This is a genomic window from Butyricicoccus sp., from assembly GCF_977037065.1.
Window position 1 is genome coordinate 1 of the sequence record NZ_CDRQNY010000021.1, and the last position, 24,693, is coordinate 24,693.

A 24,693-nucleotide genomic window follows, 5' to 3' on the forward strand; every position below is an offset into this window, starting at 1 on the left:
GTGCGGCAGCACGCATAAAATAGAATTTGCGGAGCAAATTCATAAAAAGTCGGGGCGTGTACCTGACTTTTTATACAAGGGAAGAAAAAATGTGCCCGCAGGGCGCGGTTTTTCTTCAGTATTCGCTCGAAAGCGTGGTTTCGAGCGAGAGGCTGCTCGAAAAACGAAGTTTTTCGACAGTCTCACGCCCGCTCATTTTTGAGCGGGCGTTTTTTCGTCTCACAGGCATAGCATAAAAACAGCTCAGGCATTGCTGAGCTGTTTTATGCACTTTATGCAGTTAGTTCTTGAGACTCTGAATCGGAGCCGGAATACGGCCGCCGCGGTTAATGAACTTCGCGGGAGAACCGGTCTTGATCGGCATGATCGGTGCAGAGCCAAGCAGACCGCCGAACTCAACCATATCGCCGACTCCCTTGCCGATGGCCGGGATAACGCGGACAGCGGTGGTCTTGGTGTTGACAACGCCGATTGCGATTTCGTCCGCAATCAGGCCGGAGATGACCTCAGCAGTGGTGTCACCCGGAACAGCAACCATGTCGATACCAACCGAGCATACCGCAGTCATTGCTTCGAGCTTCTCAAGGGTCAGTGCGCCTGCCTGAGCCGCCGCAATCATGCCCTCGTCCTCGGAAACCGGAATGAATGCGCCGGACAGACCGCCGACACTCGAGGATGCCATAACGCCGCCCTTCTTAACGGCATCGTTCAGCATAGCGAGGATTGCGGTCGTGCCGCAGCCGCCGCAGACCTCCAGACCGACTTCCTCCAGAATACGCGCAACCGAGTCACCGATAGCCGGCGTCGGTGCGAGAGACAGGTCAACGATGCCGAACGGCACGCCCAGGCGCTGGCTTGCCAGTGTGCCAACCAGCTGACCCATACGGGTGATCTTGAACGCAGTTTTCTTGATCACGTCGGCAACCTCGCCGATGGAGCAGTCGCCTGCACGGCGAATTGCGGACTGCACAACGCCCGGACCGGACACGCCGACATTGATAACGGTCTCCGGCTCACCGATACCGTGGAACGCACCGGCCATGAACGGGTTATCGTCTACCGCATTGGCAAAAACGACCAGCTTGGAGCAACCCATGGAATCGTTATCCTTGGTCAGCTCTGCGGTCTGCTTGATGATACGGCCCATCAGTGCAATGGCATCCAGATTAACGCCTGCCTTGGTGGATGCAACATTGACGGACGAGCAGACCAGATTGGTCTCTGCCATCGCCTCCGGAATGGAGTTGATCAGGATCTCATCGCCCTTGGCGAAGCCCTTCTGCACCAGAGCCGAGAAGCCGCCGACAAAGTTAACGCCGGTGGTCGCAGCGGCACGGTCAAGCGCCTTGGCCAGCGGCACATAGCTGTTCGCCGAGGAGGTCGCACCGACCATGGCGATCGGCGTAACCGAAATACGCTTGTTGATGATCGGGATACCAAGCTCGCGCTCAATCTGCTCACCGGTGGCAACCAGCTTTTCCGCACGGCGCGTTACCTTGTCGTATACCTTGTCCGCCAGCACATTTACATCATCCGCCGCAAGGTCGCGCAGCGAAATGCCCATCGTGATGGTACGGATGTCGAGGTGCTCCTCCTCGATCATCTTAATGGTTTCCAGAATATCTTTCGTGTTGATCATAGACATTTAACTAAACCTCCTGAGAAATTGAGAGTTGAGAATCGGTTACCTGCTCTCGATTCCGTCAATTTGTCAGATTTTGTGCATTGCGTCGAAGATGTCCTCGTGCATGGTGTGGATCTTCATGCCGAGCTCCTCGCCGTCCTTATCCAGCAGGTCGATGAGCGTGTTGAAGTCCACGGTGCACTTATCAATGTTTACCAGCATGACCATTGCAAACACATCTTCCATTACGTTCTGCGAAATGTCGATGATGTTGACCTGATGCTCATAGAGCGTGTTCGAGATCTTGGCGATGATACCGGTACGATCCTTGCCTGTTACTGTGATTACTGCGCGCATGTTGATTCCTCCATTTTTGCGTATATGTTAATTTATCACAAACAAATGAATAATGGAAAATTGAGAATCCGTCGTTCTCAATTATTCTCCGGCTTCCACCACAGCATTGATAATGCTGTTGGAAACCAGAAAGCCCTGTTCGGTGAGATACCACCGTGTACCCTCGTGAGCGGCAAGGCCGTGCTTTTCCAGCATGCGGAATACCTGCTCGTAAGGAGCCGCACTGACATGGTATCGGTTTTCGAGATCGTGCATATCCGCACCGTCCGAGGTACGCAGACGCACCATCAGGTATTCGCCCTGCCGCCGGAAGTCCGAGACCTCCTCCTCGTCCTGCGGGATGCTCTCACCGCTGATATAAGCCCTGATATCCCGGGCAAACGCGAACCGGCGGCCATTCAGGAAGGAATGGGCGCCCGGTCCCAGGCCGAGATAGTCGGAAAGATCCCAGTATTTGAAATTATGCCGGGAACGAAAACCCGGTTTTGCGAAATTTGATATTTCATAGTGCTCGAAGCCGTTCCTGCCGAGCAGTCTGCACATGGCAAGATAGGTATCTGCCTGCGTGTCGTCATCCGGCAGAACCGGATTTTCACGTCCCATCGGTGTTGCAGGCTCCAGTTTGAGCCCGTAGCACGATAAATGCTGCGGCGCAAGTGTCAGGCACTGCTCCACCGAATCGAGAAACTGCGCTTGCGTCTGATTCGGCAGGCCGTACATCAAGTCAAGGCTGATGTTGGTAAAGCCACACCGCCGCGCAAGCTGCACTGCTGTCTGCGCCTGTGCAAAGTCGTGGATACGGCCGATGCGTTTAAGCTCGGTGTCGTGCGCCGCCTGCACGCCAAACGAGAGCCGGTTGACGCCGTGCTTATGCATGGCCTCCAGCACCGCTTGATCCGTGCTCTCCGGATTGCATTCCACCGTGATTTCGGCGTTTTCCGCAATTGCAAAGCATGCCCCGACCGCCTGTAAAATCTCGCTGAGATAGCCTGCGCCAAGGCAGGTCGGCGTGCCGCCGCCGATGTACACGGTATCGACCGTGTAACCGGAACAGCGTTCGCCGTACGCCTTTATATCACGAATCAGCGCCGCCGTGTAATCGGCTTTGAGTGACGCATCCGTGATCGAATAAAAATCGCAGTACGCGCACTTTTTCACGCAGAACGGGATGTGCAGGTAGAGGCCGAGCGGCTTGCCGCCTGTTGCAGCGTTAGTTTTCCTCATCGAGTTTAAGCACAGCCATAAAAGCCTCGGTCGGCAGCTGAACCGTGCCGAGCGCACGCATCTTCTTCTTGCCTTCCTTCTGCTTTTCAAGCAGCTTCTTCTTTCGGGTGATATCGCCGCCGTAGCACTTAGCCAGTACGTCCTTGCGAAGCGCCTTGACGGTTTCACGAGCGATGACCTTGCCGCCGATGGCTGCCTGGATCGGCACCTCGAACAGCTGGCGCGGAATATTTTCCTTCAGCTTTTCGCAGATACGGCGGGCACGGCCGTAGGCCTTGTCGCGGTGCGCGATAAAGGACAGCGCATCCACCTGATCGCCGTTGAGCAGCATATCGACCTTGACGAGATCGCTCTTGCGGTAGTCGATAAATTCATAGTCGAGCGACGCATAACCCTTGGTACGAGCCTTGAGCGCGTCGAAAAAGTCATAAATGATCTCACCGGTCGGCATTTCATAGTGCAGCTCGACCAGATTGGAGTCCAGATACTGCATATCCTTGAAGATGCCGCGTCGGTCCTGACACATCGGCATGATGTTGCCGACAAACTCCTGCGGCGTCATGATGGACGCCTTGACATACGGCTCGCGGGCCTCCTCGATGACATCCGGGCTCGGATAATCGTGCGGATTATCGCAGCGCTGCACGGTGCCGTCGGTCTTGCTGACCTCATAGATAACGCTCGGCAGCGTGGTGACGAGGTCAAGGTCGAACTCGCGTTCGAGCCGCTCCTGAATGATCTCCATGTGCAGCATACCAAGGAAGCCGCAGCGGAAGCCGAAGCCGAGTGCGACCGAGCTTTCCGGCTCAAACGACAGCGCTGCGTCATTGAGCTGCAGCTTTTCAAGTGCGTCGCGCAGGTCAGGGTACTTAGAGCCGTCCTCGGTGTAAATACCGCAGAATACCATCGGACGTGCCGGGCGATAGCCGGGCAGCGCCTCCGGCGTCGGATTTTCCACACCGGTAACGGTATCGCCGACACGAGTGTCGGATACCTTTTTAATAGAGGCGGTAAAGTAGCCTACCTCACCGGCACACAGCTCCTGCTGCGGAGACAGACCGAGCGGCAGCATGTAGCCGCACTCAAGCACCTGAAATTCGGCACCGGTGGCCATCATTTTGACCTTCATGCCCGGGCAGATCTTGCCGTCAAGCAGGCGCATGTAAACGACAACGCCCTTGTACGGGTCGTACTGGCTGTCGAACACGAGCGCACGCAGAGGCGCATCCGCATCGCCCTCCGGCGCCGGAATATCAGTGACGATACGCTCGAGCACCTCGTGAATGTTGATATTCATTTTTGCGGAAATTTCGGGCGAGTCCTCTGCCGGAATGCCGATGATATCCTCGATCTCCTTCTTGACGCGCGGTGCGTCTGCCGCCGGCAGGTCGATCTTGTTGATGACCGGCACGACCTCCAGACCGGCGTCAATGGCAAGATAGGTATTGCCGAGCGTCTGCGCCTCAATACCCTGTGCCGCATCAACAACCAGAAGCGCACCCTCACACGCCGCCAGAGAACGCGAAACCTCATAGTTGAAGTCCACATGTCCCGGGGTGTCGATCAGGTTCATTTCGTAGGTCTTGCCGTTGTCCGCGGTATATTCCATGCGGACAGCGCGCGCCTTGATGGTAATGCCGCGCTCGCGCTCAAGCTCCATATTGTCGAGTAGCTGCTCCTCCATTTCACGCACGGAAACGGCCTTGCACTGCTCCAGCAGACGGTCTGCCAGCGTAGATTTGCCGTGGTCAATATGCGCAATGATGGAGAAATTGCGAATTTGCTCGCGATTTTTCACGTCGAAAGCTCCTTATCTGTAAACTGTAAAGCGAACAAGGTAATACCGCATAATTGAACAAGTGTGATTTGCGAGTAAATTTTGCGTACTGACTATACGCAGTTTTGCGGTAATACTTGCTGTATTACCGTGAAACCGGAACGAAGTCAGGGCGCAAAATTTCCGCAAAGCACCGCAGCTTTCATTGTGCGGTGTTACCTCAAATATAGGCTCATTATAGCATATTTGACAGGGTGTCACAAGCGTTCTTTCGCAGTTTGCGTTTGTTTCTCTGCTGCAAACGTGAATTTTGTATTTTTTCATAAATTTCATTTTCTGATAAGGGGAATTTCATGCAAAGCGGTTATTGCACTATCATGGTGAAGCGGTAAACCAGCAAAGAATTAACAGCGGCTGGCGGTTTGGGTAAAACAAAAAGCACCGAATACATCGGTGCTTTTTTGATTTAGCGCGGCTGACGAGGCTCGAATCGCATCCACACCCCGACCTCTGATTTTATGAAGGTGGAGGAAGCGAGTGTGCTGCGGATAAAAGAAAAACACCGAATTACATCGGTGCCCTTTGATTTGGAGCGGCTGACGAGGCTCGAACTCGCTACCTCCACCTTGGCAAGGTGGCGCTCTACCAGATGAGCTACAGCCGCATATTTAGTTTATTTTCGCGCTAACGCGATTTTTTGACTCGAAGATGGGCTACTTGCCGCTCCGACGCTACATCTCCGGGCGGAATCGCTTTTTCTGCGGAAAAAGCCACGGCGGTTGAAACAATCCACCGGATTGTTTCTAAGAGCCGCCTGCTCTCATTTCAATGTCGCAAAGCGACAATTCAGAGGTTAGAGGGCTACGGCCTCGATTCCTTACTCGAAAGGGATTATTTTTATAATGAGTGCTTGTGGCACTCATTATAAAAATGGTGCCTCCGGGCGGAATCGAACCACCGACACGGGGATTTTCAGTCCCCTGCTCTACCGACTGAGCTACAGAGGCGTTTTTACAGCGCTTGTTTAGTATATTATATTCCCTTGGAAATGTCAACAACTTTTTTCAAAATTTTTTGTATATTCTGCAAGCAGGCGAAAACAGTCACAGAAGCTCAGTCTGCGACTGTATCACTTTTCTCTTCCGTTTTACGGCGGATTTGTCCCCACAACAAGTCCGCCGCTCTATCCTTTTCATGCGGGAGCAGCCACACGGTGCAGCCCAAAATAGTTCAACTGAAACGCGCCTCCTTTATGTATGTCTGGTCATTTATACTGTCTGCCGCCTGCCTTGCCATTTGAAATGTCGGATAGCGTTCTCTGCAAATCTCGTCATTGGCCGGCACGGCAGCCAACACGCTGGTCTGTGAATCAATCGAGCCCAGTTTCCATGCGCTGTTCTCCTTCTTCATGATCGCAGTGATGGTATCCCGATTGACCGGCAGCTCCACCGAAAATCCCTGCTCCGGATTGCCGGAGATTCGTTTATCCCAGACAATGATCTGCGCTTGCACCACTGCCGTCATTCGGTCTGCGGACAGTCTCACGCTGTCAAATCGGCAGTCAGCTGCACCGCAGGACTCGCTGTATTCTACATTTGGGTCGGCAGCCGTCAAAATCCCCTCGTTCAGCGCAATGTATCGTTTCCTGCAGGGATTTTCCTCGGTGTAGTACTGCTCCACCCGTGAAGTGTATGCCGTCTGCAGTTCCGTGCGTTCCCGCTCGGTCAGGTCGGCCGGTGAGTCGGTCTCCGACGGATAGCACCCTATCTGCATCTGCGTTTCCATCGCGCCGAGGAACGCCCTCTGTACATTTTTCGCTTCCTGCGCACGGTCGGAGACAACGGCCGCACCGCCTGTGCAGACAGCTGCCGCAGCCAGTACGCCACCCAATCGAAACCATATCCTGCGATTGTTCATGCACTCCCTCCTTTCCAGCTCTCCTGTCCTGCTCATACTATATAGACGAATGTCCTTCCGGTTTTGTGACACGCTCCCGCAAAAATTTTTGAATTTTTTCGGCATGAGAAAAACCGGCCTGCAAATCCGCTCTTTGGATTGCACAGCCGGACACAATATGCTATAATCTGCTAAAATAACAGGCAGGAAGGCGTAAAAATGTTTCTCTATCTGGCAATGATCGACTCGGACGCAGACAAGTCCAAGTTCGAGATTCTTTACAGCGAATACAAAAATCTGATGTACTACACCGCAAACCGCATTCTGCGCAACAGCAGAGATGCGGAGGACGTGGTGCATCAGGCTTTTCTCAAAGTCATCGAAATTCTGGACACCATTTCTTCACCGAGGTGTCACAAAACGCGCGCGCTGCTCGTCACTATTACCGAGCACAAAGCGATCGACCTGTACCGCGAAAAGCAGCGCCGCAATGTCCTGCCGCTTGCCGAAGAATATGTCGGAGCCGCGCCTGCTGCTGAGATTGAGCGTCTCGCCGAGCGCGACACTCTGGCGGCCGCTATCGCTGCACTGCCGCCGCGTTACCGCTCGGTACTGCTTCTGCGGTACGACTGCGGCTATTCTAACGCGGAGATCGCGAATATTCTGGATACAACCGAGCCGAACGTACGCAAGCTCATCCAGCGTGCCAAGGAAAAACTCAGCGCAGCGCTGAGTGGGATGGAGGAACCGTAAATGAAGATCACTGACGATATGCTGTCCGCGCAGACCGCCGAAGCGCGCGAGCTGTGGCTGCAAGCCTGTACGCCGGATGCGCTGCCTGAGCACCGTTTCTCCCGGAAATTCCGGCGCGAAATGCGCTGTCTGATGCGCGCGCAAAAGCACTCTGCGGCGTTTAACCGGAGCCTCCGTCTTGCGCGCCGCACGGCCGCTGTTCTGCTGCTTTCCGCTGCGGTTTCGTTCGGCTGCGCGATGAGCGTAGAAGCATATCGCGTATCGTTTATCAGTACTGTCGTACGCGTGTTTAACGACCTGACCGACTATCGTTTTTCGTCTGCCCTGCCGTCCGAAACCGGCAGCAAGGCGTTCACGCCGCCGGTTCTGTCCGGCCTGCCGGATGCCATGCACAAAACCGATGAGCGCAGCACGCCCAACGGCTATACCGTCACCTACGAAAGCACTACCGATTTTCTTGACCTGACCTGCACCCGGATTACAGATACTTCAGAGGCACACAAGTTTGTAGACACGGAAAACGCATCTGTTACCGAATTCGCTCTGCACGGCAGTCCGGTTACGATGATCGAGAAAAACGGTACGGTCACGCTCCTCTGGACGCACGATGACATCGTCTATCACCTGTACAGCAGCTTGTCCGCCGATACCTGCCGTAAACTCATCGAGAATCTGCAGTGATTCTCTGCTGATATTGCAAAGAATTGCTATATCCCATCAAATGCGCAATCTCCGAGATGCATTCAGCAAATATGATGATATTATTTACCAACCCGCAAGCTACTCCGGCAACAGCCGCCGTGTGCATGCACTCTATAAAAAACTTACTGTATGTTAGTGTATGATAGTGTAGGTTGCTATACAGATTATCTCCTATATACAGCCTGTTACCCACACTAACATACGCTGACATACACTAATCTGTTTGTTATCTCTCTACCGCAGGGCGGGAACACACCGGAGCACCCTGCCGCCCTCTGCGGGATACCTGCACAAGATAGGAAAAGAGTGGAAAGCACTTCACTCTCCACTCTTTCTTATTTTAGTTCAGCGCTGCAATGGACTCTTCCAGCTTTGCGAGGTGCTCGCGCAGCTTTTCGGCCTTTTCGCGCTCGGCTGCTGATATTGCAAAGAATTGCTATTGCGGCCTGCCCTTCCGCGGTGTTATAATGATAAATTGTGAAAGTGTATAAACCACGCGCATGATTTTCTGCGCGAAAACAATCACGGAGGTTTACTCTTTTGAAAAAACATCGCTATACCGCGGCGGCCGTAATGCTCAGTCTTTCGATGCTGACCGGCGCCGCTGCCGCCGATTATTCCGATCTAAAGCCGCACTGGGCCGAGCAGGCCATGGAATTCGCCGTACAGTCCAACCTGATGGACGGCATTTCGGAATATACCTTTGCTGCAGATGCACCTGCGACCCGCGCCTGTCTGGTGCAGGCGCTGTACCGCATGGAGCATGCGCCTGCGGCTGACACAGTGCTTACCTTTCAGGATGTCGCGGAGGATGCGTCCTTCCTGACCGCGGTTCAGTGGGGTGTGTCCAACGGCATCATCACCGGTTACAGCGACACGGTATTTCGCCCCGGCACCTCACTTACGCGCGAGCAGTTCGCCGTTATGCTGTACCGCTTTGCTGAATACAAAAAGCTGGATGTGACGGCACAAAACACGCTCTCCGGCTACACGGATGCTTCTTCGATTCATCCGTATGCGCAGGCCGCCATGCAGTGGGCCAACGCCGAGGGACTGATCACCGGCACGACCGCGACTACGCTGTCTCCGCAGCGCACAGTCTCCCGCGCACAGCTGGCGACTATTTTGCAGCGTTTTGCACCGATGGTCTCCTACCAGCAGCGGGAAACCGATGCGCCGAAGCCGCCGCAGACCCATTCCCACACAGCCTTCACTACCAAACTGGGTGACGTGACGCGCAGCGAGACCGAACAGGAACTGACCGAAGTTCATCGAGCGACCCGCCGTTACACGGACGGTCAGGGCTGCTCGGTCGAGATGGGACACTCTGCCGCCGTACTGGACGCACCCGCACACACAGCCGCGCAGTTTGAGATGAAGGGCACGTCCGGCACGGTTCGCTGGTACGACACCGCAGCGTCCTCGTGGAAACAGCAGCCGCTCACTGCGGGCACGCTGCCGAGCGGCATGTACTTCCTGCGGGTGGACGGCGTGGACAGCATTCTCGTCACGCCGATGACCTATGCCGCGCGAGACAACGGCATGATCGAGTATTTTCCGGGCAAAAACGGCTCTCTGAAGATCGAGCGGACAGCTTCCGGCTTCCGGTTCTCCGTACAGGTTGCGGCTCTTACGCAGGGCACCTACAGTGACTATCTGCTGCTGACTTCTCAGCAGACGCTGATCGACTGGAGCGACCCGTCCATGCTCAGCCGCTGGGCGAACTACAGCCTGATCGGCACCAACCGCTGGTGCTACAACGGCTACTACTATACCGCACCTTCGACCTACTATCCGTTCGATGAGAACTATTTCTACTCGCTTCCGGCGGCACATATTGCCGGCAAGATGGCAAACGACACCGATCAGCCAGCCTCCCGCGCGATCGGTCTGGCGATGATCGACCTGATGCGCGAGCAGCAGAACGAGTACGGCTTTATCCCCTCTCAGGCAGGCAGCACCTGGCTCAAGACGGATTACGGCATCGAACCCGGCTACTACGACACCCGCTTCAACACGGATTTCTGGCTGGCGAACATCAACGCAGCCGAAAACTTCGGCGTGACCGGCTGGCTGGACAAGACCCGCAAGTATGCGGATTTTCTCGTCAGCTTTGCCGAGCAGCATCACTTCACCTTCGGGGCCGGCGATGACGAGGGATGGCTCGTGCAGGATTACTGGCACCCGAACGGAGAGTCCTCGCCGACACACGCTTCACTCAATCATCATGCCGCCGAAGCCGAATTCCTGTACCGGATGGCAGACGCAGTTCATGAGGACAGCTACGCCGTTCTCGCTGACCGCATGGTGCGCGGCATTGAGCAGAGCGAACTGCTGTGGTACAAGCCGGACGGTGATCTGAACTACTCCTACAAGCCGGACGGCACCTGTTCCGGTCAGGATTATCCGTATTTGACCTACAACGACCTGCTTGAGCTGCAGCGGCTGTATGCAGCCCGGCACGGTCAGGAAAATCCGGCGATCGCCCGTTTGCTGCAGGTCAAGCTGACCTGGATGAATAAAAACGGCGTGACCGGCTACAACAAATAATTTTGGGGACGGAGAGAAATAAACGTGACACCAAATTCATTCGCTTATATCGTCTTTCTGGTGATAGGCGCACTCATTTACCACCCACTGTCACAGAAGGCCAAGAAACCGTTTCTTCTGCTGCTGAGCATCTGTTTTTACGCCATCGGCGGTGTAAAATTTCTGCCGCTGCTGGCGCTGACCGTTGCCTTCAACTTCTTTGCGGCGCAAAAGCTGGAACGCACCGAGCGTAAGCGCGGTCTGCTCACGCTGGTGCTTGTGCTCAACCTCGGCGCACTCGGGTTATTCAAATACCTCGGCTTTTTCGGAGAGCTGCTCGGCTGCACCGGTGTGCGGCTCAGTCTGCCGCAGCTGGCCCTGCCGATCGGCATTTCGTTCTACACGTTCGTCATCTGCGGCTATATGATCGACGTGTACCGCGGTCGTGAAGCCGAGCGCAATTTCCTCGATTTTGCGCTGTTTACCACCTTTTTCCCGGCGATCCTGTCCGGCCCGATCGAGCGCTCGAAGAGCCTGCTCCCGCAGTTCAAGCAGCCGCGCCGCGCAACTGCGGACGATGTGCGTTTTGCCGCCGAACGGCTGATCGAAGGCACGGTCAAGAAGGTGCTGCTCGCGGATAATCTGGCGGTTCTGGTCAACACCGCGTACGCCGATCCGGCGCAGTTTTCCGGTCTGGAGCTGGCGTTTGCCGCGGTGGCGTATGCCCTGCAGATCTACTGCGACTTTTCCGCCTACTCCGACATGGCGATCGGCTCCGCGCGGCTGTTCGGCATTACGCTGATGGAAAACTTCCACGCACCGTACATGGCGCAAAGCTCCAAGGAATTCTGGCACAGATGGCATATTTCGCTGTCCACCTGGTTCCGCGACTACTTATATTTCCCGCTCGGCGGCAGCCGCAAGGGCAAAGCGCGCACCTACATCAACGTGCTGATCGTGTTCGCACTGAGCGGTCTGTGGCACGGTGCCGCCATGAAATATGTGCTCTGGGGACTGCTGTTCGGCGTTTTTCAGGTCATCGGCGGCCTGCTGACACCGGCAAAGCAGCGCCTGTGCGCCGCACTGCACATTCCGTGGGACGCAGGCTGGCTGCAGATCATCCGCGTGATTATCACCTTCGGCCTTTCCACGTTTGCGTGGATATTCTTCCGCGCGGATTCTGCTTTGCAGGCGTGCGCTATCATCAAACGCATCGTGACGGCAGCAGGCGCATGCTTCCCGCTTGACCTGACGCATCTCGGTCTGACCGAGCGTGCGCTGCATGTGCTTGCCGTAAGTCTCATCGGACTGGTGCTGACCGACATCATCGGTGACCGGTTCCCGCTGCGGGAAAAGCTGCTGGAGACGGTCTGGCTCCGGTATGCGGTCTGGGTTATCCTGCTGGCAGTGACGGCCGTGTGCGGCGCGTACGGCACCGGATTCAACCCGCAGGAATTCGTCTATTTCCAGTTTTAAGGAGGAATCGCCGTGAAACACATTTTCAAGAGAGAACCGGCGGCCTTCCTTGCCGCTGTGGCAGTGCTCGGCGGTATCCTCGCCGGTGCGACCCATTATCTCACACCGCAGCAGCATGATTACGGCTCGGTCTGGGGCATGTACGAGCAGGAGCAGACGGATTCGATCGACGTGCTGTTCTTCGGCTCGTCCGTCGCCTACTGTGATGTAGTACCTGCCGTATACTGGGAAAATTCCGGTCTGACCGCCTTTGTGCAGGCCGGACCCGAGCAGCCGCTTCCGCTGACACTGGATTACTTAAAGGAAAGCCTGCGTACACAGTCACCCAAGGCGGTTTTCGTGGAGTGCACCGGTATAGCGTTCCATAAATACATGGGCTTCACCAAGACCAACATCGGTCAGATGCCGTGGGGCATCAATCGTCTGCACGCGACCTTTTTTAATGCCGAACCCGAGGTCCGCAAGGGACTGCTGTTTCCGCTGTACTTCTATCACGACCGCTGGACGACCCTCAAGAGCGAGGATGTGCAGCCGTACACCGAGGATATGCTGGCCGGCTACACCTTTCTGTCCGGCGGCACGGACAAGGGTCCGGACGACTGCGAAACGGTTGATATTGCCCCCGAGGACTGGGCGCGCAACATGGACGCCCTCGAGGACATTTACGCGCTCTGCCACAGCAACAATATTCAGCTGGTGCTGTACCGTGCTCCGACAAAGCGTCTGCACGACGCTGACTGGGACAGGCTGACCGCGCAGTTTGACGGACGCGACGGCGTATCAACACTGAATTGCAGCGACTACACCGCGCAGATTGCCGCAGATCCGGAAAACGACTTCTACGACTCACTGCATTACAACTGTGTCGGTGCGGAGAAATTCAGTGCGTTTCTCGCGGACTGGACGAAGAACAATCTCTCGATCTCGCCGGATGAACCGCAGGATACCACGCTGTGGACGGCACGCCTGCAGCATTTCCGCGATTTAACGGCAAATCCGCCGCAGGAGAACACAAACGCATAACAAAAAAAGACTGCTGCACAGGTTTTATCCTTGTGCAGCAGTCCTTTTCTTATGCGCTTATTTCCAGAAATCAGTTTCTTCCTTGATGCCAATGTTCTTCGCGTGAAATACCGGATTCTCACCGCGCTTGCGGCTTGCGACGTAATCGTTCAGGCACCTGATGGCCGTGCCGCCAAGAATCAGGATGGTCGGCACGTTGACTACGACGATCATACCCTGCAGCATATCCGCAGTATCCCAGACCAGACCGGCGTTTGCAATCGCACCGATGAACACGATGGCCGTAGCAAACAGGCGGAAGAGGAGCAGCTCATGCTTTTTGATGCTGCGATGCAGGATGAACTCCAGACAGCCCTCGCAGTACGAGTAGTTGCCGAGCAGCGTGGTGAACGCGAACAGCATCATCGCCACTGCCAGGAACACCGGACCTGCCGTGCCGAGCGTGGATGCGATAGCGTTCTGCACATAAACCGCACCGGCGATTTCCTCGGTCGGAACAACGCTGGTGGACAGACACATGAACGCCGTTGCCGTACAGATGAGCAGCGTGTCGATGAATACGGACAGCATCTGCACCAGACCCTGCTTGGCCGGATGGGAAACAGATGCGGTTGCGGCTGCATTCGGTGCAGAGCCCATACCTGCTTCGTTCGAGTACAGACCGCGCTTCACGCCGTACATGATGCAGCTGCCGGAGAAGCCGCCCATCACAGACTGGAGGTCAAATGCGTTGTGGAAGATGGACGCAAACATGCCCGGTACATTCCTGATGTTCAGGCAGATAATGAGCAGCGAAACCAGTACATACAGGATACCCATGAACGGAACAAGGATTTCGGTGATGCTTGCCAGACGCTTTGCGCCGCCGAGTACCATTACGCCGAACAGGAACGCCAGAATGACACCGATGAACGCCGGCGTGATAACCGGATGGTAGAACTTGAACACAGAGAACGTAGACTGCAGATTGTACGCCGCCAGCATGTTATAGCCGACTGCGTAGATCAGGATGATGAGCACCGAGAAGATGACACCCAACCAGCGCTTGCCGAGTGCATCGCGCATGTAGTACGCAGGACCGCCGTAGCAGCTGCCGTCCGGCGCACGCTTTTTGTAAATCTGCGCGAGCGTAGACTCGATGAAGGCGGTTGCACCGCCGAGCAGTGCGGTTACCCACATCCAGAAGATGGCGCCCGGTCCGCCGAGGCAGATTGCCGTGGATACACCGATGATGTTGCCCGTGCCGACACGCGACGCGGTGGAGATCATGAGTGCGCCGAACGAGGAAATGCTTCCCTCGCTTTCCGGCTTCTCCATGATGACCCTGCACGCATCCCTGAACAGACGAATCTGGATGAACTTGCATCGGAACGTGAAGTAAATGCCGCTGACTACCAGAAACAACGGCACAAACCATGGCTGATACAGCACGCCCGATATCGCTGCGATAACGGAGTTGATCGTTTCCAACATAATTTCTATTCCCTTTCCAAAGTACTTCCGTTACCGGTTGTAGTCAACCGGTAACATTTATTTATTATTATACAGGAATCCGACAAACTTCTCAAGTACAAGTTATACCTTAACAAAATAAGTGTTCCAGCACCCACGCAAACGCCTTTGCCGTGCGGCGGTCCGGCTGCTGAAAGTGCCCGCCGCTGTTCCATTCCAGTGTGCAGCTTACGTTTTTCTCCTGCAGGAGCGCATACGCCGCCCGCATGCGGTCGCCGACGGTGGACATCACCGGATTGCGCGTTTTTTCCTCGCGGTTGCCCAGGCTGAGATAGACGGCAGCACTGTGCAGATCATGCGCCTGCATGTACTCCAGAAATTTCGGAAACCACAGAGACGGCGAGGCTGCCGCGATGCCGGAAAAACGGTCGGTTCGATATGCGCTCCACAGGGCAAACAGCCCTGCCATTGAGTACCCGCCGATGATATATCGTCGGTCTGCGTCCTCACACAGCGGCATGATTTCGCGGAGCAGTGCCGCAGCACCATCTCCGAAGTCCTCATGACCGAAAACCGCCGGTGCGCACCACGGAGACAGGTCATCGTTCCAGCTTTCAACCTTGACAGCAATCAAACGGAACGGCTGTGCAGTCAGCCGCTTGATCTCACGGATTTCGTTCTCGATGGCCGGCAGGTCGTGGTCCCCAACCGGCTGCAGCAGCACGTTTTTCGCATTCGACTCTCCGTATTCATAAATTCTCATGCAATCCCCTTCTTCTATGCATTTTCGCACTGATTTTACCACAAAATGCACCGCACCGTCAAATTTGCAGCGATTGACAATCCGCGTCCGCAACGGTATGATAGATGCAAAGAGTAAAAGGAGTTTCCGCTATGGGAAAATATATACTGGCGCTCGATCAGGGCACGACAAGCTCACGAGCGATCTTATTTGACAGCGAACAGAATATTCTCGCCATCCGGCAGCATGAGCTGACCCAGCACTATCCGCACGAGGGCTGGGTCGAGCAGGACCCGATGGAAATCTGGTCCACGCAGTATGCGGCTATGCTCGAGGTGCTGTCGGCAGCCGATGTTTCTCCGTCCGATGTGGCGGGCATCGGCATCACCAACCAGCGCGAGACGACCATCCTGTGGGATAAAAATACCGGACGGCCGATTCACAACGCTATCGTCTGGCAGTGCCGCCGCACAGCGGATATTGTGGACAGGCTGGTGCAGGACGGTCTGTCCGACCACATCCGCCGCACGACCGGTCTGGTGCCGGATGCGTATTTTTCGGGCACCAAGATCAAGTGGCTGCTCGACCATGTGGAGGGCGCACGAGAGAAGGCCGAGCGCGGGGAAATCCTGTTCGGCACGGTGGATTCCTGGCTGGTGTGGAAGCTGACCGGCGGCAAGGTGCACATCACGGACGCGACCAATGCCGCACGCACAATGATCTTTGACATTCACCGTCTGGACTGGGACGATACCCTGCTCCACGCGCTCGATATTCCCCGGGCGATGCTGCCGCGCGTGTGCTCCTCGAGCGAAGTGTACGGTTACGTTTCCCTGCCGGGCGGCGATATTCCGATTGCAGGCATTGCAGGCGACCAGCAGGCGGCGCTGTTCGGTCAGACCTGCTTTGCGGCGGGCGACGCGAAAAACACCTACGGCACGGGCTGTTTTCTGCTGATGAACACCGGAACCGCGGCCTGCGAGAGCGAAAACGGTCTGCTGACCACCATCGGCATTCAAATCCGCGGAGAGACGCAGTACGCGCTCGAGGGCAGCGTGTTCGTCGGCGGTGCCGTCATTCAGTGGCTGCGGGATGAGATGCGCTTTTTCTCCGAGAGTCGCGATGCGGAATACTACGCGGACAAGGTGAAGGACACCGGCGGCGTGTACCTCGTGCCCGCATTCACCGGTCTGGGTGCGCCGCACTGGGATATGTACGCACGCGGCTGCCTCATCGGTCTGACACGCGGCACAACCCGCGAGCACATTATTCGCGCCGCACAGGAGTCTATCGCCTATCAGGTGAACGACCTGCTGACCGCCATGAAGCGAGATACAGGCGTTTCCCTTTCCTCCCTCTCGGTGGACGGCGGTGCCAGCCGCGACAGCTTCCTGATGCAGTTCCAGAGCGATATTTCGGACTGCACGATTCGCCGTCCGGTCATCCGCGAAACGACCGCGCTCGGCGCATGCTATCTCGCCGGACTCGCAACCGGTGTGTGGCACAGCCGCGAGGAGCTGAAGCAGCTCTGGCGGTGCGATACGCTGTACGCGCCCTCGATGGACGAGAATAAGCGCCGCAAGCTGCTCTCCGGCTGGGATAAGGCGGTTGGACGGTCGCTCGATTGGGCGGAGCATTAAAAAACAGCACAAACAAACCCGAAGTACAGGCGCAAAACCTGCACTTCGGGTTTTGTATTTCAGTATGCTTTAATCATTTACCTGAATCCACGCGGGCAACTGCTCGATGTTCAGCAGCACATCCAGATTGGGAGACAGCGCATAATCCTGAAATACAATGTTAAATCCGCGTTTCTCTATCGGCGTATATGTGATATCCTGTCCGTTATAGCGGATGGAGCCACTGTCCGCGTCGATAATGCTGAGGATCAGGTTGAGCAGCGTGGTTTTTCCGCATCCGGACGGACCGAGGATGGAGACAATTTCACCGTCCTCAATACGCAGCGAAATATCTTTCAGCACCTCTGTGCCGTCGAATGCTTTGCGAATATGCTCCAGTTCTAACATAAACTGTTGTACTCCCTGCTTGTTTTCAACGGTTTCCATTGTGACCGGATAATCGGTGCCGCTTCTATCGCTTGCGCATCAAGTTCTTATCAAAATCCTGTAAAGTGAGGTCAGGAAATGTAAAGTAAAAAATCCTCCGTAAAACGGAGGATTTTTACAACACTCATCTTATATAGAATGATATAGGATTTATTTCCGCAGAAAATACACCAGACACGGTCGTCCGCCGGTGCGGTAATCCATCTCACTGCCAATAACCTGCTGTTCAGTCAGGTAATTCATATACCGGCGCACGGTCACGACCGACAGACCGACATGCGATGCGATCTCATCACTGGTATGCCGTGTATCCGGCGCAGCCCGCAGATATGCCTCAATGCGCGAAAGCGTCTGACTCTGCAAACCTTTTGGCGGTGTGACAGGCTGTGTCGGCACCGCAGCCTGAAACAGCGTATGATCGAGCGCCTCCTGACTGAAGCTGTCGCGCTGCACGCTCTCTCTCCGGCGGCAGAACACGTCCAGCGCCTGCCGGAACCGCTCATATGCGAATGGTTTGACCAGATAATCCACTGCACCCAGTCGCGCGGCATCGTTGACCGTTTTTGCGTCATTCGCCGAAGTGACCATGATGACATCCGCGTCCACACCTTCCGCGCGAAGCTGCAGCAGCAGCTCGGTGCCGCTCATCTGCGGCATGTAAACGTCTAAAATAATCAGGTCGATCGGGTTGCGCTGCAGCCAAAACAGCGCCGGATGCGCCGCTGAAAACGTCTGCACGACGGCAAACCGGCTGTCCTGCTCGATACACCGGCGGTTGAGCCGTGTAATCATCGGATCGTCCTCAATAATAACCGTTGTGTACATCGGATTTCCTCCTTACTGCTGTCCGTTTGCGGATTCCGCAACCGTAATGATGAACGAGCTGCCGATTCCCGGCTCGGATTCGACGCGAATCGTTCCGTGGAACGCGTTCACGGTTTCCTTGACGAGTGACAGACCGGTGCCTCTGCCCTCGCCCTTGGTGGAAAAGCCGCGCTCGAAAATGCGGTCCAGCTTATCGGCGGCAATGCCTGCACCGCTGTCGTCCACGCTGATGAGCATGCCGTGCTCTCCCTCGCGAATGCTGACCGTCACTTCCTTCTGTGCGTTTTCCGGTGCATCCCGCAGTGCGTCAAACGCATTCTCAGTCAGGTTTCCAAGAATGGTGATCAGACTGCTCGCCGGAAGATACTGTCCGTCTCCATGCAGCTCACTCGCCGGGTCGAGCACAAACCGGATACCCAGCTCCGCCGCACGATATGCCTTGCCGATCAGCAGCGCCGCAACCGACGGCTCCCGAATACGCTCGGAAATATAGCTGATCGAGTGCGCACGCGTCTGCGTCAAATGCAGCACATACTCCTCCGCCTGCTTGTCCTCGCCCAGCTGCAGCAGACCGAGGATCACATGCAGCTTGTTGGTAAACTCATGCGTATACGCCCGCAGCGCACCGACTATGTGCTGCACGCCGGTCAAATCCTGCGCCAGCCGCGTGACCTCGGTCCGGTTGCGGAAAATAGCGATAACACCCTCCACCTTGCCGTCCCGCCAGAGCGGCATACGGTCGGAAATGACCGAAACGTGCTTGATGGACTCCAGACTAATGTTGTACTCGCTTTTTCCGGTCTGCAGCACGCGCGCCATCGTCGAGCGCGGATAGACCGTCTGTAACGGCTGACCGAGTGCATCTTTCACCTTGATCTTGAGAATATCCGCTGCAGCACGGTTCATATAAGTAATCATGCTGTGTTCGTCAATCGCCATCAGACCCTCATCCAATGCATCCAGAATATCCATGCGCTGTAGGAACAGCTGACGGAACGCGTCCGGCTCATAGCCGAGAAGCTCCCGCTTGACCCGCTCAGAAAACCGCACGCTGAGCAGGCTGCCGATGCCGAGCGCAAACAGCGTGATGAGCAGATAGGACAGCAGCACGCGCAGCACCGTCCGATGGTAGGAGCGCAGATACAGCCCTGCCATGACGATGCCGACTGCCTGTCCGTTTTCATCGCGCACGACGGCATACGCACAGCGGTCGGCACCGTTCGGCATCTCGTCGCTCGTGAACACCGTTTTTTCCTCGCTGCACAGTCGGCTGACGGTATCTGCCCGCAAGGCCGGCAGCACGGATACGTCTCCCGCACCGGAGGCAAGGTCGTAAAATGCGGTCGGCTTGCCCTCCATATCATACACACCGAGCATATCCACCTCGGATACGTGCTGCACCGTACGCGCCAGATATTGCTGTACGCCGTCCGCCTGAATGTCATCGGTCAGCAGCGGCGCGTCTGCCGCCATCTGCGCCGCATTGGACAGCAGCTGGTCACGCGTCCGGACCTCCTGATACAGCTCAATCCCCAGACAGACCGACATTGCAAGCAGCAGCACAATCGTGATGCACTGCACCAGCATCCGACGCACCTGCCGGTGCAGCGAGCCGGAGGAACGCGCATTTGTCAAATTCATCCACTCCTTTTAAGAAGATACTTTATATCATAGCACACTGGTCAACATTCATCAAATCCCATCGGCAATTTTTCTGCAAACCCGTCAATTTGCGCGGGTTTATTTTTTTTAGTTTCGTAAGCTTGCGCAAACCTCGACAGTTTTTTACAATAGGCACCGCAAAACAAAAACGAAACTCGAGGTGATGCCCTTTGGGTGAAATCAAAGCGGAATTGAATGCCGAACTGCAAACCCATATTGCGTTCGAGATTCCGCTGTTCGGCGGAATACCGGTTCCGGAATCCGCTGTGGTAAGCTGGGCAATCATAGTTGTGCTGACCCTGCTTGCCATCTGGCTGACGCACGGACTGCGCAAGCGCCCCGGGCGGCGGCAGATCGCCGCAGAAATGCTGGTGGGCTTCATCAACAGCTTCTGCCGCGACACACTGGGCGACCGATACTGGCGCACCTTCGCCCCGTACCTCGGCACGGTAGGTCTGTATCTTGCGCTGGCGAACATGGCCGGTCTGTTCGGCGTAACGCCGCCGACCAAAGACCTGAACGTCACCGCCGGTCTGGCGATCATGAGCGCACTGCTGATCTACGGCGCGCAGTTCCGTTTCCACGGTCTGCGCGGCGGACTGAAAAAGTTCAGCGAACCGGTTTCGGTCGTCACGCCGCTCAACATTATGGAGATCGGCATTCGGCCTTTGTCGCTCTGCATGCGACTGTTCGGCAACATTTTCGCCGGATTCGTCATCATGGAGCTGGTCAAAATGGCCGTTCCGGTCGTTGTGCCCATCCCGCTGAGCCTGTATTTCGATGTATTCGACGGTATGATACAGGCAATCGTATTTGTATTCCTGACAACACTTTTTCTGTCGGAATCGCTTGAGTAACCACTGTTTTATCTGAGAAAGGACCACAAAAATGAGTATTGCTATTGGTGCAGCTATCGCAGTTATGACCGGCATCGGCGCCGGTCTCGGTATCGGCTATGCAACCGCGAAATCCTCGGAAGCCATTGCACGTCAGCCGGAGGCCTCCGGCCAGATCAGCAAAAACCTGATCCTCGGCTGTGCACTGGCCGAGGCAACCGCCATCTACGGTTTTCTGATCGGTATCTTGCTTATCTTCATGAATTGATCGGGGTGAGATCGAATGATCCTCAATCTAAATTCGCAGATTATCTGGGTGTTTGTTGATCTGCTCATCCTGTTCGTGCTGATGAAGAAATTCCTGTTCGGACCCATCACAAAAATGCTCGATGACCGTGCGCAGCAGGTGTCGGACACGCTCGATCAGGCGGACAAGCGTCTCGCCGAGGCTGAGCAGCAGCAGAACGCGCACGCCGCACAGCTTGCTTCCGCAAAGCAGGAGGCCGCGCAAATCATCGAGGAGGCCCGCACGCGCGGTCAGCAGGAGTACGACCGGCTGGTTGCAGAAGCGCAGACCGCTGTGCAGCGGCTGGACGAGCAGGCTGCCCGCCGTCGGGAGTCCGAGCGGACGCAGATGCTCCGTGAGGCGAAAAAGGAGATTGCCGCTCTCGTTCTGCTGACCACCGCCAAGGTATCCCAGCAGAAGCTGAACAGCGACACCGACCGCGCTATGATCGACGATTTTCTGCGTGAAGAAACGGAGGCCGCACGATGAGCTCGACCGCCGTACAGTATGCCGGTGCACTGCGCCATACCGGCTGCACGCTGAGCGATCTGCAGCACGCCGCCGATTATCTGACCGATTGTGCGCCGTTATGGGATGCACTGTGCTCTCCTGCCGTTTCCGCGCGGGAGAAAAAGGCTGTGCTGTCCCGCCTGCCCGATTTTGACGCGATGGGCGAGCTGAAGCACTTCTATCTGCTGCTGGCGGACAAAAACCGCTTTGCGCTCCTGCCGGAGATCGTCCGGCAGTTCCGCCTGCTTGAGCTGCGCGACCGCGGTGAGGGCCTGTGCGTATTCCGCTGTGCCCGCGAACCGGATGATGAATCGCTGCGTTCGCTTGCCAAACTGCTGTGCGCACGACACAGTTATTGTGCGGTTACGTTTGAAATCGTGCAGGACGACACGCTGCTCGGCGGCTTTACTGCCGAAATTGACGGCGTAACCTACGATAAAAGCGTGCGCGGACAGCTTCGCGCACTGGCGCATGACCTGTAAAGGGGTGAAAACCATTGAATCATTCAGATGAGATTTTATCTATTCTCCGCGAGGAGATTGAACAATATGACAACCGCACGCGCTGCGACGAAACCGGCACGGTCATCGAGGTCGGCGACGGTATCGCCACCGTTTACGGTCTAAACCGCGCTGTATACGGCGAACTGGTGCAGTTTGACACCGGTGTGCACGGCATCGTGCTTGACCTCAAACGCGACAGCGTCGGCGTGGTACTGCTCGGCAGCGAGGACGGCCTGCACGAAGGCTCGGCGGTCAGCCGCACCGGACGCGCGGCTGACGTTCCGGTCGGCGATGCGATGATTGGCCGCACGGTCAACGCCCTCGGTGAACCGATTGACGGCCTTGGACCGATTGAAACGACCGAGCGCCGTCCGATCGAGCGAGAGGCTTCGGGTGTGGTATCGCGTGAGCCGGTAAACCAACCAATGCAGACCGGCATTCTTGCCATTGACGCAATGGTGCCGATCGGACGCGGTCAGCGCGAGCTGATCATCGGCGACCGCCAGACCGGCAAGACCTCCATCGCCATCGACACCATCCTGAACCAGAAGGGGCAGGATATGATCTGCATTTACGTTGCCATCGGCCAGAAGGCATCCACAGTGGCGCGCCTGCGCGGCACGCTCGAGAAATACGGCGCACTCGATTACAGCATCATTGTTTCCGCCACCGCAGCAGACGGTGCGCCGCAGCAGTATATCGCGCCGTATGCCGGCGCCGCTATCGGCGAGTATTTCATGAGTCAGGGCCGCGATGTGCTCATCGTCTACGACGATCTGTCCAAGCACGCAGTCGCTTACCGCACGCTGTCGCTGCTGCTGCGCCGCTCGCCCGGCCGTGAGGCGTATCCGGGCGACGTATTCTACCTGCATTCCCGTCTGCTCGAGCGTGCCTGCCGCCTGACGCCGGAGTACGGCGGCGGCTCGATGACCGCTCTTCCCATTATCGAAACGCTGGCAGGCGATGTTTCCGCCTACATTCCGACCAACGTCATTTCCATCACGGACGGTCAAATTTATCTGGAAAACGACCTGTTCTTTGCCGGTCAGCGTCCGGCGATCAACGTTGGCCTGTCGGTATCGCGTGTCGGCGGTGCGGCACAGACCAAGGCCATCAAGAAAACCGCCGGTACGCTGCGTATCGATCTTGCCCGCTTCCGCGAGCTGGAGGTATTCACCCAGTTCAGCTCGGATCTGGACAAGGACACTCAGCAGGCCCTCGAGCACGGCAAACGCCTGATGGAAATCCTCAAGCAGCCGCTGTGTCACCCGATGCCGGTATGGCGGCAGGCGGTTATCCTGTATGCTGCGACCAACGGTCTGCTGAGCGATGTTCCGCTCGACCGGGTACGCGATTTTGTGCAGAAATTTGCCGACAGTCTGCCCGATTCCCTGCTGACAGAGATTCAGTCCACCGGCACCCTGACCGGCACGGCTGCCGAGCAGATCCGTGAAGCCCTGAAAACCTATAAAGATCAGGTGAGTGCAGCATGGCAGGCATAAAGGAGATCCGCACCCGCATTGACAGTGTACAGCAAACGCTCAAAATCACAAACGCGATGTACCTGATCTCGTCCTCCAAGCTGCGCAAGGCAAGGCAGCAGCTGAACAATGTACAGCCGTATTTTCTCAAGATCAGCTCCACGATTGCCGATATTCTGCACCATTCCCCTGAAATCGAGCATATTTATTTCGACAAGCGGCCCGAGGTCAAGCGCCGCAAGTCCGGCTACATCGTTATCACGGGCGACAAGGGACTGGCCGGTGCGTACAATCACAACGTGCTGCGTCTGGCCGAAAAGCATCTTGCGCAGGAGGACGATCCAACGCTGTTCCTCATCGGTCAGATGGGCCGCGCGTACTTCGCCGAACGCGACATTCGCGTAGACGGCGAGTTCATGTTCACCGTGCAGGACCCGACGATTGCCCGTGCGCGGGACATTGCGGATATTTTCATCCGTCTGTTCCGCGAAGGTCAGCTGGACGACGTGTACGTTGTTTACACCGAAATGGTAACGCCTATGCGGCTTGAGCCGCGCGTGCAGAAGCTGCTGCCGCTCGACCTTGATGCATTCCCATGGGAGCCGCGCCCGAGTGAACACGGCCCCTATCATCAAATGGTGCAGTATGTGCCCTCGGCAGACCGTGTACTCGAGCATCTGGTACCCGGCTATGTCAAGGGTGAGCTGTTCGGTGCGCTGGTCGAGTCCTTCTGTGCCGAGCAGAATGCCCGCATGACGGCAATGGACTCCGCGACCGACAACGCACGCGATATGCTCAAATCGCTGTCACTGCACTACAACCGCGCACGGCAGTCCGCCATCACGCAGGAGATCACCGAGATCGTCGGCGGCACACAGGGCAGCGCCGCGGAAACACCGCAGCCCCGCCGTCCGATTCCAACGCGGACCGTCCGCTTTCTCGCAGACGGCAGACGCGCATAGAAAGTGA

Annotated in this window: 22 protein-coding genes, 2 tRNA genes and 1 pseudogene; 13 read left to right on the top strand and 12 right to left on the bottom strand. The window is 56.3% G+C overall.

The features are described from left to right. On the top strand, positions 1 to 202 hold a 202-nt coding region (locus ACWVX6_RS08100), incomplete at its 5' end, for a hypothetical protein (RefSeq protein ID WP_455152858.1). A gap of 78 nt (positions 203 to 280) precedes the next feature. Here the strand turns inward: ACWVX6_RS08100 and ACWVX6_RS08105 are convergent. From ACWVX6_RS08105 to ACWVX6_RS08135, 7 genes are all read right to left on the bottom strand, one after another. Then, positions 281 to 1,639: a DUF711 family protein gene (locus ACWVX6_RS08105; protein ID WP_455152881.1), complete on the bottom strand. Its 1,359-nt coding sequence runs from the start codon at positions 1,637 to 1,639 to the stop codon at positions 281 to 283. A 72-nt stretch (positions 1,640 to 1,711) separates the two neighbouring features. Continuing rightward, a complete protein-coding gene (locus tag ACWVX6_RS08110) occupies positions 1,712 to 1,981 on the bottom strand; it encodes an ACT domain-containing protein (RefSeq protein WP_119189756.1) in 270 nt (89 codons plus the stop codon). Positions 1,982 to 2,062: 81 nt separating this feature from the next. After that, entirely contained in the window at positions 2,063 to 3,205 is a 1,143-nt protein-coding gene (gene hemW, locus ACWVX6_RS08115) for a radical SAM family heme chaperone HemW (protein ID WP_455152859.1), read from the bottom strand. Continuing rightward, on the bottom strand, positions 3,192 to 5,003 hold the full coding sequence (gene lepA, locus ACWVX6_RS08120) for a translation elongation factor 4 (protein WP_110436966.1): 1,812 nt from the start codon (positions 5,001 to 5,003) through the stop codon (positions 3,192 to 3,194). The genes hemW and lepA overlap by 14 nt, the downstream gene beginning before the upstream one ends. A gap of 567 nt (positions 5,004 to 5,570) precedes the next feature. Continuing rightward, a tRNA-Gly gene (locus ACWVX6_RS08125) sits at positions 5,571 to 5,646 on the bottom strand. 267 nt (positions 5,647 to 5,913) lie between these two features. Then, positions 5,914 to 5,989, bottom strand: a tRNA-Phe gene (locus tag ACWVX6_RS08130). Between the two features lie 223 nt (positions 5,990 to 6,212). After that, complete coding sequence (locus ACWVX6_RS08135) at positions 6,213 to 6,899, bottom strand: hypothetical protein (protein ID WP_455152860.1); 687 nt, start codon at positions 6,897 to 6,899, stop codon at positions 6,213 to 6,215. 198 nt (positions 6,900 to 7,097) lie between these two features. Between ACWVX6_RS08135 and ACWVX6_RS08140 the strand changes: the two genes are divergently transcribed. The 5 genes from ACWVX6_RS08140 (at position 7,098) to ACWVX6_RS08160 (ending at position 13,361) form a co-directional block, all read left to right on the top strand. Beyond that, on the top strand, positions 7,098 to 7,631 hold the full coding sequence (locus ACWVX6_RS08140) for an RNA polymerase sigma factor (RefSeq protein WP_118760562.1): 534 nt from the start codon (positions 7,098 to 7,100) through the stop codon (positions 7,629 to 7,631). Then, positions 7,632 to 8,312: a DUF4367 domain-containing protein gene (locus ACWVX6_RS08145; RefSeq protein WP_118760561.1), complete on the top strand. Its 681-nt coding sequence runs from the start codon at positions 7,632 to 7,634 to the stop codon at positions 8,310 to 8,312. A 561-nt stretch (positions 8,313 to 8,873) separates the two neighbouring features. Then, on the top strand, positions 8,874 to 10,883 hold the full coding sequence (locus tag ACWVX6_RS08150) for an S-layer homology domain-containing protein (RefSeq protein ID WP_455152861.1): 2,010 nt from the start codon (positions 8,874 to 8,876) through the stop codon (positions 10,881 to 10,883). 24 nt (positions 10,884 to 10,907) lie between these two features. After that, positions 10,908 to 12,338 (top strand): MBOAT family O-acyltransferase, encoded by a 1,431-nt coding sequence (locus ACWVX6_RS08155; RefSeq protein WP_455152862.1) that lies wholly within the window; start codon positions 10,908 to 10,910, stop codon positions 12,336 to 12,338. Between the two features lie 12 nt (positions 12,339 to 12,350). Further along, entirely contained in the window at positions 12,351 to 13,361 is a 1,011-nt protein-coding gene (locus tag ACWVX6_RS08160) for a hypothetical protein (protein ID WP_455152863.1), read from the top strand. 57 nt (positions 13,362 to 13,418) lie between these two features. On the opposite strand, the gene ACWVX6_RS08165 is transcribed toward ACWVX6_RS08160, so the two are convergent. After that, positions 13,419 to 14,834, bottom strand: coding sequence for an alanine/glycine:cation symporter family protein (locus tag ACWVX6_RS08165; RefSeq protein WP_455152864.1), 1,416 nt, complete (start codon positions 14,832 to 14,834; stop codon positions 13,419 to 13,421). A gap of 109 nt (positions 14,835 to 14,943) precedes the next feature. After that, positions 14,944 to 15,576 carry an esterase gene (locus ACWVX6_RS08170; RefSeq protein WP_455152865.1) on the bottom strand — a complete coding sequence of 211 codons (633 nt, stop codon included), beginning with the start codon at positions 15,574 to 15,576 and terminating at the stop codon, positions 14,944 to 14,946. A 131-nt stretch (positions 15,577 to 15,707) separates the two neighbouring features. Between ACWVX6_RS08170 and glpK the strand changes: the two genes are divergently transcribed. Further along, a complete protein-coding gene (glpK, locus tag ACWVX6_RS08175; RefSeq protein ID WP_455152866.1) occupies positions 15,708 to 17,195 on the top strand; it encodes a glycerol kinase GlpK in 1,488 nt (495 codons plus the stop codon). Between the two features lie 105 nt (positions 17,196 to 17,300). Here glpK and ACWVX6_RS08180 read toward each other — a convergent pair. The 3 genes and pseudogenes from ACWVX6_RS08180 to ACWVX6_RS08190 all read right to left on the bottom strand — a co-directional run. After that, positions 17,301 to 17,582: pseudogene (locus ACWVX6_RS08180) on the bottom strand (ATP-binding cassette domain-containing protein); the annotation flags it as partial. Between the two features lie 189 nt (positions 17,583 to 17,771). Next, positions 17,772 to 18,446: a response regulator gene (locus tag ACWVX6_RS08185; protein WP_455152867.1), complete on the bottom strand. Its 675-nt coding sequence runs from the start codon at positions 18,444 to 18,446 to the stop codon at positions 17,772 to 17,774. Positions 18,447 to 18,458: 12 nt separating this feature from the next. Next, complete coding sequence (locus ACWVX6_RS08190) at positions 18,459 to 20,081, bottom strand: ATP-binding protein (protein WP_455152868.1); 1,623 nt, start codon at positions 20,079 to 20,081, stop codon at positions 18,459 to 18,461. Positions 20,082 to 20,278: 197 nt separating this feature from the next. Between ACWVX6_RS08190 and ACWVX6_RS08195 the strand changes: the two genes are divergently transcribed. The 6 genes from ACWVX6_RS08195 to atpG are packed head-to-tail and all read left to right on the top strand — an operon-like array spanning position 20,279 to position 24,686. Continuing rightward, a complete protein-coding gene (locus ACWVX6_RS08195; RefSeq protein ID WP_455152869.1) occupies positions 20,279 to 20,965 on the top strand; it encodes a F0F1 ATP synthase subunit A in 687 nt (228 codons plus the stop codon). A gap of 31 nt (positions 20,966 to 20,996) precedes the next feature. Further along, on the top strand, positions 20,997 to 21,212 hold the full coding sequence (gene atpE / locus ACWVX6_RS08200) for an ATP synthase F0 subunit C (protein ID WP_110436420.1): 216 nt from the start codon (positions 20,997 to 20,999) through the stop codon (positions 21,210 to 21,212). 15 nt (positions 21,213 to 21,227) lie between these two features. Continuing rightward, complete coding sequence (atpF, locus tag ACWVX6_RS08205) at positions 21,228 to 21,719, top strand: F0F1 ATP synthase subunit B (protein ID WP_455152870.1); 492 nt, start codon at positions 21,228 to 21,230, stop codon at positions 21,717 to 21,719. Beyond that, on the top strand, positions 21,716 to 22,222 hold the full coding sequence (atpH, locus tag ACWVX6_RS08210; protein WP_455152871.1) for an ATP synthase F1 subunit delta: 507 nt from the start codon (positions 21,716 to 21,718) through the stop codon (positions 22,220 to 22,222). The genes atpF and atpH overlap by 4 nt, the downstream gene beginning before the upstream one ends. Before the next feature lie 14 nt (positions 22,223 to 22,236). Then, positions 22,237 to 23,745, top strand: coding sequence for a F0F1 ATP synthase subunit alpha (gene atpA / locus ACWVX6_RS08215; protein WP_117489330.1), 1,509 nt, complete (start codon positions 22,237 to 22,239; stop codon positions 23,743 to 23,745). Next, entirely contained in the window at positions 23,733 to 24,686 is a 954-nt protein-coding gene (gene atpG / locus ACWVX6_RS08220) for an ATP synthase F1 subunit gamma (protein ID WP_455152872.1), read from the top strand. The genes atpA and atpG overlap by 13 nt, the downstream gene beginning before the upstream one ends. Positions 24,687 to 24,693 lie beyond the last annotated feature (7 nt).